12 protein-coding genes are annotated in these 10,097 nt (G+C 57.9%); 3 read left to right on the top strand and 9 right to left on the bottom strand.

The window, feature by feature from the left end; genetic code table 11:
- The first annotated feature begins 236 nt into the window (after positions 1-236).
- Positions 237-482 carry a ferredoxin gene (locus WBV42_RS01870; protein ID WP_423984523.1) on the top strand — a complete coding sequence of 82 codons (246 nt, stop codon included), beginning with the start codon at positions 237-239 and terminating at the stop codon, positions 480-482.
- A 94-nt stretch (positions 483-576) separates the two neighbouring features.
- Here the strand turns inward: WBV42_RS01870 and WBV42_RS01865 are convergent, their stop codons facing one another.
- The 5 genes from WBV42_RS01865 to WBV42_RS01845 all read right to left on the bottom strand — a co-directional run bounded on the left by WBV42_RS01865 (position 577) and on the right by WBV42_RS01845 (position 3,874).
- On the bottom strand, positions 577-1,449 hold the full coding sequence (locus WBV42_RS01865) for a succinate dehydrogenase/fumarate reductase iron-sulfur subunit (RefSeq protein WP_423984522.1): 873 nt from the start codon (positions 1,447-1,449) through the stop codon (positions 577-579).
- Positions 1,446-1,766 carry a cupin domain-containing protein gene (locus tag WBV42_RS01860; RefSeq protein WP_423984521.1) on the bottom strand — a complete coding sequence of 107 codons (321 nt, stop codon included), beginning with the start codon at positions 1,764-1,766 and terminating at the stop codon, positions 1,446-1,448. Before WBV42_RS01860 ends, WBV42_RS01865 begins: the two co-directional genes overlap by 4 nt.
- 63 nt (positions 1,767-1,829) lie before the next feature.
- Complete coding sequence (locus WBV42_RS01855) at positions 1,830-2,150, bottom strand: CGCGG family rSAM-modified RiPP protein (RefSeq protein WP_423984520.1); 321 nt, start codon at positions 2,148-2,150, stop codon at positions 1,830-1,832.
- Between the two features lie 131 nt (positions 2,151-2,281).
- Positions 2,282-3,460 (bottom strand): hypothetical protein, encoded by a 1,179-nt coding sequence (locus WBV42_RS01850; protein WP_423984519.1) that lies wholly within the window; start codon positions 3,458-3,460, stop codon positions 2,282-2,284.
- 147 nt (positions 3,461-3,607) lie between these two features.
- On the bottom strand, positions 3,608-3,874 hold the full coding sequence (locus WBV42_RS01845; protein WP_423984518.1) for a DUF488 domain-containing protein: 267 nt from the start codon (positions 3,872-3,874) through the stop codon (positions 3,608-3,610).
- A gap of 6 nt (positions 3,875-3,880) precedes the next feature.
- Here WBV42_RS01845 and WBV42_RS01840 point away from each other — a divergent pair, with 6 nt between their 5' ends.
- A complete protein-coding gene (locus WBV42_RS01840) occupies positions 3,881-5,050 on the top strand; it encodes an ISH3 family transposase (protein WP_423984517.1) in 1,170 nt (389 codons plus the stop codon).
- 80 nt (positions 5,051-5,130) lie between these two features.
- Here the strand turns inward: WBV42_RS01840 and WBV42_RS01835 are convergent, their stop codons facing one another.
- Genes WBV42_RS01835 through WBV42_RS01825 form a run of 3 tightly spaced genes read right to left on the bottom strand, consistent with a single transcriptional unit; the run spans position 5,131 to position 8,305 of the window.
- Complete coding sequence (locus WBV42_RS01835; protein ID WP_423984516.1) at positions 5,131-5,625, bottom strand: bacterio-opsin activator domain-containing protein; 495 nt, start codon at positions 5,623-5,625, stop codon at positions 5,131-5,133.
- 30 nt (positions 5,626-5,655) lie between these two features.
- The gene (locus tag WBV42_RS01830; RefSeq protein ID WP_423984515.1) at positions 5,656-6,987 is read right to left on the bottom strand and encodes an aminotransferase class III-fold pyridoxal phosphate-dependent enzyme; all 1,332 of its coding nucleotides are present in this window, start codon (positions 6,985-6,987) and stop codon (positions 5,656-5,658) included.
- Between the two features lie 46 nt (positions 6,988-7,033).
- Positions 7,034-8,305, bottom strand: coding sequence for an MgtC/SapB family protein (locus tag WBV42_RS01825; protein WP_423984514.1), 1,272 nt, complete (start codon positions 8,303-8,305; stop codon positions 7,034-7,036).
- 93 nt (positions 8,306-8,398) lie between these two features.
- On the opposite strand from WBV42_RS01825, the gene WBV42_RS01820 reads away from it, so the two are divergent.
- Positions 8,399-9,622 carry an AI-2E family transporter gene (locus tag WBV42_RS01820; protein WP_423984513.1) on the top strand — a complete coding sequence of 408 codons (1,224 nt, stop codon included), beginning with the start codon at positions 8,399-8,401 and terminating at the stop codon, positions 9,620-9,622.
- A gap of 33 nt (positions 9,623-9,655) precedes the next feature.
- Here the strand turns inward: WBV42_RS01820 and WBV42_RS01815 are convergent, their stop codons facing one another.
- On the bottom strand, positions 9,656-9,928 hold the full coding sequence (locus WBV42_RS01815; protein ID WP_423984512.1) for a PadR family transcriptional regulator: 273 nt from the start codon (positions 9,926-9,928) through the stop codon (positions 9,656-9,658).
- Between the last annotated feature and the right edge of the window lie 169 nt (positions 9,929-10,097).

The raw sequence follows: 10,097 nt of genomic DNA, 5'->3' as shown, positions 1-10,097 counted from the left end.
CTATGAGGCTGTATGAGTTTTGGAATTCAGTTCGGTGGGATGTTTACCAGAGAAAACAGGTTCCGAGTGTTGGCCACAGCGTTATCCCTTTCGTTCACTTAGCTATGATATGGCGGACAACAAAAAGAGCCGAAACAAGCAAGCCCGTGACGAAGAGAACCGCCAGCGCGCGTGGGAAATTGAACAAGAGCGTGAACGTATGGAGCGCTCATTCGACTAACTACGGGGATCACACAATGCAAGTCGAATTCGACCGCGATACCTGTACGGGAATCTTCAATTGTGTCCATGAGTGGGAGAAGTTCATCGAGGACCGTGATGCGGGCAAAGCGACACTCGTCGGGAGTGACGAAGTCGAGAGCAATCTCTACGTGCGAGACGTTCCCGACGGCGAAGAGTTCGACGCAGAGATGGCTGCTCGTGTCTGCCCAGTGAACGCGATTACAGTCTATGATGACGAGGGTCAACAGTTGGTTCCGTAACACAGTCACTTGCTCCAGTCTCGGATGCTGGAGCCTATGAGTCGAGTCATGGTGTCGATCAGGCAAAACACAAATTGGGTTCCAACCCCTCCAATCACCAGAACTTGAGGTTTCGCTTGATGGCCTCGCGTTTCATCGCCTGAATCTCTTCGGTAATCGGGATGTCTTTCGGACAAACAGTCGTACAGGAAAACTGCGTGTGGCACTGCCAGACGCCGTGTTCTTTGTCGAGGAGTTCTAGTCGGCGCTCTTGAGCCTCAGCTCCTTCGCGTTCATCCATGTAGAACCGATACCCCTTGACGATAGCCGCCGGTCCAATGTACTTATTGTCGGTCTGTGCAGGATTGCACGACGACGTACAACAACCACATTGAATGCATCGAGCGGCCATTTTGATTTGCTCGCGGTTCTCGTGCGACTGAAGCTGCTCTTCTAGGTCACCAGCGGGGAGGTCGTCGGGTTGGAAGTAGGGTTCAACAGCCGCCATCCGTTCGTAGAAGTGGTCCATCTCGACAACCAGGTCCTTGATCACCGATTGGTGGGGAAGTGGTTCGACGCGGATCGGCTCGTCGAGATCCGAAATCTGTGTTTGACAGCCCAATCGCTGTTGACCATTAACGAAGAAGCCGTCACTCCCACAGACGGCCATTCGACACGAATGGCGAAACGTGAGCGACGAGTCGAAGTGATCTCGCGCATAGATGAGCGCATCAAGGACGGTCATTCCCCGTTCGTAGGGGACGGTAAAGTCATCGAAACGCGGTTTCTGTTTGGACTCGACATCGGGATCGTACCGGAAAACCTTGAGACGGACTGCCTCGGCGTCGGATCGAGAATCGACTTCGGATTCGGCTTGACGTTTGTTGGCACGTGCTCGCTCTCCTTTCCGCTCAAGTCGTCGCTCCTGTGGTGTGGCTTCGTCATCTGAGTCGGATTCCGGCCGAGATTGTGTCTGCTGTGAGCTCATACATCCTTCTCCGAAGAAGTGGGCTTTGAAGCAAGAACAAGCAATGCTGTACTATCCGATTTGGCGACCGGGGAGATGTCCTGTGCCCCATCGAAGTGAACCACGTCGCCCTCGCTCACTTGGTGTGGTTCTCCATCAAGGCGGAGTTCGAGGGTGCCGGAGATGAGGTAGAGAATGATATTACGGTCTGGGTGGCTGTGTGGCTCGACATGCTCGCCTTCAGAAAGAGTCAATCTGATCGTCTTCGGTTCCTCACTGGGAAACGCGTTCGCATGCGGTTCTCCATCTAGCTCTTGTAACGATTTGATGAGTACCATTGGATTTGAATGGGGTGGTTTAGGACGATTCACGCGGTCTAATGCTTCTTCTCGTTTGGATTGTTATTCGATGTGGACGCAGACAACGTGTCCACCGCATCCACATTGTTCGATATACTCCCAGTGGACATCCGAATCGCCGAATCGTTCTCTGAGAGCGTCGTAGAGATATGTCTCTGGATGGCCATGCGCTTTGTGCGTGACGAGATTCACATGGTGACCGCTCGTCGTGTGTTCGATTGCCTCGATCGCGTGTCGTTCGAGCAGAGAGCGATCATCTGCGTACTGCGGTTTCTCAAGATTGGCCGACCAGGAGGTATCGTGGGTACGATCGGTGACCGGTTTAGTTTCACCGTGGTCATGATCGTGGGAGTGCGTTGCCATACTTGTCTGTAGGTCCACAGCTATCAAAAAGACGCGGGTAAAGAAACTCCCTCAAGGATAAATAATCAACACCAGGGAGAACATACTTGTCGCGTCGCCTCGATACCAGCGAACGACTGCTGGTGAATCGTTTAGCGTGTCTGAAACACGGCGATGAGCAGATATGCATACATCAGTGCACCGATGAACGTCAGTAGCTTGCCGACCTGGATTACGAACGATATCTGTCCGATGAAACCAATCACTTGAAACAGTAGGCCACCAGCAATGGTCGCGATCGAAACGAGTGCAGTACGGTCAGATGCCCCACGGAGCGTTCCGATAGCGGGTGGGTAGAATTGATATGCGATACCAATGATGGTGAGTCCGAGAAAGCCGAGTACGTTCAAGCGAAAGTGCGCACGCACTAACGACGATGTCGGCTGGCCAAACGCAAATGAAACACCAAGTAACACTCCAAGCACACCACTTCCCGCTCCGGCAAGGACGCCGTAAAATCCGACGCGTCGACGTTCAGATCGCATGAACAGAATGCCATATGTCAGCGCATATCCGATGACTGCGATCGTTTCAATGATTGCACCGAGTTGGAACCAGCGACCGCCATATAAATAACTTGCAAGCAACACCGGTCCAAACGCGCCAGCTGGTAAGACGACGGTGACGAGTGACCGAGGTGGCGACGCGACCAGAAATCGGGGGAGGAGACGAAATCCAAGGGCAAATATCAGCAGTGCCGCTGTTCCCGCGGCGAGCAGGTGTGCTACTTGAGGGAAATACCCATCGAAGAGTGTCGGAAGGCCACCATAGATCGCGACGGTTTCGTACGATCCGGCAAGCAAGTACAGAAGTGCGACTGGAATGAAACCGTTCGCAAGTCGATCAATCGGCCGTCGGTCCACATTTGATTGACCCGTTGCAGTTTCTCGTCCAGTTAGGTTATCGCGGATCGTCCACAGAAGCGCACCAAGGAATACAGCGACACCGGCGCCCCATAAAATCGCCCCGACAGACTCAACCCAGTTGGGTCCACCCGTGAGTGACGCACCAATGAGACAACTCGTCCCGACTACAGTGAGCGGAAACTGTATCATCGGTGCAGAATCAGGTGTTAGCTGCCGATTGAAATACGATGGGATCAGCGAATATGCCTTCCCGAAAATCATGTGAAGGACGAATCCGTAAATGCCAAGCAGAACCCCTGTCTGTTGTGGGAGGCCAACGAGTGCGGCACTTTGCCAGAAAACGAGGAACAGAGCACTCACAATGACGTATCGGCGCGCCCATCGGGAAACTGTCGTGGCTGTCATCGATATGCGCTCCTAATTTTTCGTTCAGGTACAAACAGGACAGGTAAATGTTTCCGTTGAGGACGTTCTCCCTGGCGTTCTGTGTGGCCGGTGTTTGCTAGGTGATCTGTGGATAGATCCCTCATTTTCATCACGCATCCGATGGTATTATCGACCTGCTTCGAGGACTTCTTTGAGTATAACTGCGTTATTGTGATCTACGTCTTTCGCGCCGTAGAGCAGCGTTACAGTCTCGTCCTCCGTTAGTTCACGCAATTCGTCGATGACATCTTGCTGGTGAGCTAATTCATCCTTGTATCGAATATTGAATTCTTCCCATCGCTCGGGATCATGATCGAACCACCGACGTAAGGTACTTCCCCGCTGTAGCGTCACGGCTGAATCAGTAGCTGATTGAAGAGATGTCTGGTTCATTCAGTTGTGCTACTCAACGAACCAGACGCTGAGATTACGGCGGATGACCTCAAATCACTTGCTCTTGACCGACTCGCCGAGATTCCCATCGAAGGCGTCGAGGGCTCACCCCTCGACGCCGACCCTATCTACAAGGTCATTCTCCGAGCAGCCGTCGGTCGCACCTCGGTCTGGCACGTCTGTGCCCAGACCGAGGACACTCCCAAAGACGATACTGTCCGCGACTGGCTCCGCACCATCGACGCCACCGCACTCGAAGATGCCGCTAACGACCAACTCGTCCGTGATGCAACGACGATTCTCGACCCTGACCGGTCGAGAATCGTCTGCATCGACTTCGTCGATAACCCCTACCACGGCTCGCACTACGCCCACCCGTCCGAACTCTGTACGATGGCCGCCCGCGATGGCACGATGACGTGCCATCGCTATTGTACCGCCTTCGTCCTCGATACCGCCAAACCGCTCACTGTCGCGTTCACTGCGGTTGATGCAACCGATTCTCCAATCGACGCGGTCGAGCGCGTCCTCGACCGCGTCGATGCTCTTCCCTTCGAGATCAAGTGCCTGCTCGCAGATCGTGGCTTTTACACCGAGCGCGTCATCCGACGCGCTCGCCGGACAGCACCACTCGTGCTCCCGGTTGTCACTGGCGGGAAACGGCTTCGTGAGCTGCTTGAGACTCACGCATCCTACTGGACGGAGTACGCGATGTACCACGGCAGCGAGCGGGAACTCCGGTTCCCGCTCGCGGTCTGTGTCTCCTACCAGAACGGCAGGCGAGGCACCCACGGTGAGACCGTGACTGGCTACGTGGCGTGCGACCTGCCGGGTCGCACGCCCAAACAGGTCGAAACACTCTACCGGAAACGCCCGGCGATAGAAACGAGTTACCGGCTGTACCGACAGGCACGAGCAACGACAACGACACCAGATCCACGCATCCGCACGCTGTTCGTGGCGGTCGCGTTTATTCTTGAGAACCTCTGGTTGGTGGTGCGCTGGGCGGTCGTCGCCCGCCCCCGCCGGGGCGGGCGCGACCTTCCTGTTGGGTTCACGTTCGAACTCGTCCGTGAATGGATTCGCCACCGCCTGAACAGTGACCTCGGGTGGCGGTGGAGCTGGGAGACAAATGGTATCGGCGTCCCTCCGGGTTACGGCCCGGACGCGGCCTGACCACGGTCAGGCCGCTGGGCCGCCCGGAACTGAGCAACAGCTTCCTCTCAGAGTCTCGTTTGCTCGCTGTCTCGGGACGCTCACCCAGTGAGCGTCCCTCGAACATCGTTCCGAAACGCAGCATGTCCGTCACTCACGCGATACGACCGAAAATTGAACGAGAACAGAAATCCGCTGGGGAAGTACCTACAGTAGTCGTGGAACGCCGAAAGCGCACCGTGATCGTGAAACCGGAGTCGAAATCGCCAGACGCGATCGCCAGTCGCTTCGAGGATGGTCGCGCCGACTTCCGCGATACCGTAGATAAAACTCTCGACTTCCTCGCTCCACTCGACACGATAGAGAACACGCCCTTCGACCCTGTCGAGCGCGATAAGGCTCTCAACGTTCGGATTGCTCTGCACGTCGTCCTCGAACGTCTCGAAGTCCGATCCGATGGCCCAGAAAAACGGGAGTACCTGCCGTGAGGAAGGGACGACCCGCTCCAGTTCGATATGAACGTCGGCATCTGTAAGGAGGGCAGTGCCGAGAACGAACTCTTCTCCGGATATCGACAAATCAGCCGTGACGCTCATACTAAAGGAACGTCTCGGCCGGATATAGCGTTACGCCACCTCGTCGATCGAGTCGAGCAAGAGGTTGACACCGAGGTCGATTTCGCGCTCGGTCACGTCGAGCGGCGGGAGCAGACGGAGCGTCTTGTACCCACAGCCGAGGGTGAGGAGGCCGCGAGAGAGTGCGGCGTCCACGACGGCTTCGCGTCGGTCCTTCGAGTCGAACTCGACGGCGAGCATCAGGCCACGGCCGCGAACGTCCACGACGGATTCCGGCGCGGCGTCCTCGATGATTTCACGCGCCTGTCGTCCGCGCACGGTGGCGTTCGCGAGCAGGTCGTGTTCCTGAATCGCGTCGAGGGTGAGCACGCCCTGCAGCGACGAGAGCACGTCGCCAGCGCCCCACGTCGAGGAGAGACGGCCTTTCTCCTCCGGGAACACGTCCGAGCGGGAGATGGTCGCGCCGACGCGGAGCGCCTTCGCGCTGGTGATGACGTCGGGGTTCAGGTCGAGGTGGTCCACTGCCCACATCTCGCCCGTTCGGCCCATTCCGGACTGAATCTCGTCGGCGATGATGGTGATACCGTAGGTGTCCTGAATCTCGGCGATGTCCGCGACGAACTCGTCGTTCGGGACGCGGTAGCCACCCTCTCCCTGCACCGGTTCGAGGATGATATACGAGACTTCTTCGGGGTCGATGACGCCCTGGGCGGGGTCGAGTTTGTCGGCGATGATGTTACCGCCCGGACCGTCGGTCTTCCATCCACAGCCACACTGGCCCTCACAGGAACAGTACGGAACGCTCACGATGCCCGGAATCTCGGGGTAGCCCTTGCGGTGGGCGACTTTCGAGCGGTTGAGCGAGAGCGCGCCGAGCGTCCGCCCGTGGAACGCGCCGTCGAAGTTGAACGCGCGGTGACCGCCGCGGTTGTAGCTGATCTTGATAGCGTTCTCGACTGCCTCCGCGCCGGAGTTCGACAGGAAGACGGTGTCCATGTCGTAGTGGCTCGTGACCTCGGTGAGTCGCTCCATCAACTGAGTCGGTCCGGGGAATTCAGGGTCCTCCGGCGGCCAGCCACCGGCGGCGTAGAAGTCCTGCCCGGCAATTTTCGTCGGATCGGGGAGAGGGAACTCGTCGAGTTTGTCCTTGATTTTTGGATTGTTGTATCCGAGCGGGGAGGCGGCGACGTGGCTCGTGAAATCGAGGAGGACGTTTCCATCCACATCAGTACAAAACGGCCCGACCGAATCCTCGGTCAAGTCCCAGACGAAATCGTACACGTACGTCGTCGGCGCGGCAAATTTGTGATGATACTCTGACCACTCTCGTGCCTTCTGGCCCGGCATGTCCCGAACCTGTGGCTCGACTGTTTCGCGGTCCATGTAGCTGATAGGAATAGCCCCACTTTAAACGGTTCGTTATATGTCCTCACACGACAGCGACGATTGCCGTAATTCCCGACCCGACGAGCAGAACTGTACTCCAGACGGCAATTCGGCGTGCGAACGAACGGTTCGGTGCAGAGATGGTCAACGCTGCCTTGACGATGATGCTCGATGCGGTGGCGAGCAGGATGCCGAAGACGGCCGTCTGCTGGCTCACGTTGCCCCCGCTGTACAGCGTGACCGCCGAGGCCGTCACGCCCGCGCTCGAAACGAGTCCCGACAGCAGTGCGGTGATGTAAAACCCCGTCTGACCGAACTGGCTCTTGGCGATGGCGCCGCCGATGACGACGAGGAGAAAGATAGCACCGAACCCGAGGGCGTTTCGCAGCGAGAACGGGCTTTCCAAGTCGATGTCCATCCGTTGGGACCAGTCGGCCGTGTACGCCGCGATGGCGATGCTACCGACGATGATCGTTCCGAGCGGGATGATGGCACCGTAGAGCGTTTTGTGTGGAGTACCGATGGTAAACGCCAACGCGATGACGAGGTTTCGGAGCGCCATCGCGGCGTCGGCCAGCAAGATGGCGGCGACGCCGTAGGTCGCCGCCTCCGGCTGCTGGCGAACGTGGTCGAGCATGGTGCCGACGACGGCCGTCGAGGATGCTAACCCGCCGAAAAATCCGGTGACGGCGATACCGCGTCCACCGTACGTCTCGACCACGGCGTAGTTGGCGATGCCGATTCCGGCGACGGTGACGACCATCAGCCAGATGAGGCGGGGACTCAGCGTGGCGCCGCCGAGCGCGACCTCACCGGACGGGAGCAGCGGGTAGATGACGAACGCGAGGATGGCGAACTCACCGGCGGAACGGAGTTCCTCGCGCGACAATCCCCACGCGAACGAGTGTAGTTCGCGCTTCAGGATGAGCAGAAGCGAGGAGACGACGGCGACGGTAACGCCGACGAGGATGTACCCCTCCGCGACCAGCACGCCAACGCCGAACGTCACGAGCATGGAGACGGACGTCGTGAGCGAAAGACCGGTTTCCTCGTCATCGTCCAGGAGTCCCTGCACCGCGAGCAAAATCCCTTGCACGATGACGAGCAGGCCACCGAGCGCGAGCAGAACGTCCTTCCCGACGATGGTGAACGCCGCACCGAGGAGGCTGATGAGGGTGAACGTCCGGATACCGGCGGATTTCTGCGACCATTCACGCTCCAGTCCGAGGAAGAGACCGAGCGCTCCGGCGAGAGCGATATGGACGACGTCACTGCCCAACGTAGTCGACGTGACGAGGTTTTCGAATCCGGACACTCCCCGTACTACGCTCCGATTCGGTTAAAAGGATTGTTGCTATCGTCGTCCTGTGCGCGAAATCTTTAAGGCCAGCCCGCAAACTTCTGTGGTATGGTCTCCGGATTGAACATTGACAAGTCCCGGGCGGCGTGGTGGGCCATCGGTGGGCTACTCGGTCTCGCGGCGCTGTTCGTCATCTACTCCTTCATCGGGACGTTCGTTTTCGGTCTGTTTCTCTACTACGCGACGCGGCCGGTATATCGCCGACTCCAGCAGCGGGTTCGCCCGCGAAGCCTCGCCGCCGCGGTTGCGTTACTGCTGCTCGCCCTTCCCGCGATTTTGCTCGTCGCCTACACCGTCTCCATCGCGTTTCACGAACTCACGATGGTTGCGAAGACGGCCAATATCGGCACGCTTCCGGAGCCGATACAGCAGTACAGCGACATCTCGAAGTTGACCAAAAATCCCGAACAGCTTCTCCAGAACAAAGACGACACGAAACTCATCCAGCAGGCGTTCGGTTCGACGTTCCAGTATCTCAAGTTCGTCGGGAACGGGGCACTCCACCTGTTCGTGATGATCGCCATCGCATTCTACCTGCTCCGGGACGACCACAAACTCTCGCGATGGTTCCACCGGACGTTCGCGGACAGCGGTGGAGTCCTCGAAGCGTACGTGACCCGCGTGGACTCGGACTTCAACAGCATCTTCTTCGGCAACATCCTGAACGCCTTCATGACAGGCACCATCGGTGCGATCTCCTACAACCTCCTCAACATGATCGCACCACCCGGCTTGGCGGTTCCGTATCCGACCGTCGTCGGATTGCTGACCGGCGTCGCCAGCCTCATTCCCGTCGTCGGAATGAAACTCGTCTACTTCCCGGTGACCGGCGTCATCGGTGCGGAGGCGTTGATGGCTCGTGACCCCGGCATCCTCTGGTTCCCCGTCGTCTTCGCGCTCGTCTCGTTCGTCATCGTGGACACCATTCCGGACCTCGTCCTGCGGCCGTACGTCTCGGGACGCAACCTCCACGTCGGGATGGTGATGCTCGCGTACATCTTCGGGCCGTTGCTGTTCGGGTGGTACGGAATCTTCTTGGGACCGATGATACTCGTGCTCGTCGTCCACTTCGTGAAAATCGTCCTGCCCGAACTCATCACCGGTAACCCGATTCGACCGTGGGCCGTGGACCCGACGTATCTCAAGGGCGCCGACGTGCACCCACAACCACCGCATGACCCGTCCGATTCGGATGACGAGGAGTTACCGCCGGGTGGTGACGAGATGCCCGTCCAAGCGCCGACACCCACGGACGGGGATGGTATCGACTGACGGGGCATCCGGTGACTGCCGATACCGTCCGGTTCAGTCGAGAAACCGCTCTTCCCACGTGCGTCGATGTTCGAGGAGTGATCGGCCCCGCTCGGTCAGCGTGTAGTAGTTCGTCCGCTTGTCCCGTTTCCCCTTCTCGACGAGTCCATCATCGACCAACGAGTCGAGGTTCGGATACAGACGACCGTGGTGGACCTCGGTGTCGTAGTAGTCTTCGAGACCGTCCTGAATGGCGAGTCCGTGCGGCTCGCCGTGTCCGGCGATGACGTACAGTATGTCCCGCTGAAATCCCGTCAACTCGTGCATTGTTACCACTCGAAGTATGTGTCTATTTAGGATAAGGATATCGGTTCCGACAGTTCTGGAGGAGGATATTATCAGGACGTTCGTTGATGAATTCAACCACGTTCTCCGCCATTTTCTCGGGCGTCTCACCCCGCCAACGAGGTTGTTCTATTTTCCAATCAAAATCGAT

Source organism: Haladaptatus sp., from assembly GCF_049589095.1.
GTDB lineage: Archaea > Halobacteriota > Halobacteria > Halobacteriales > Haladaptataceae > Haladaptatus.
Note: the sequence above shows the minus strand (reverse complement) of the source record. Positions and strands in the feature narration are given on the sequence as shown.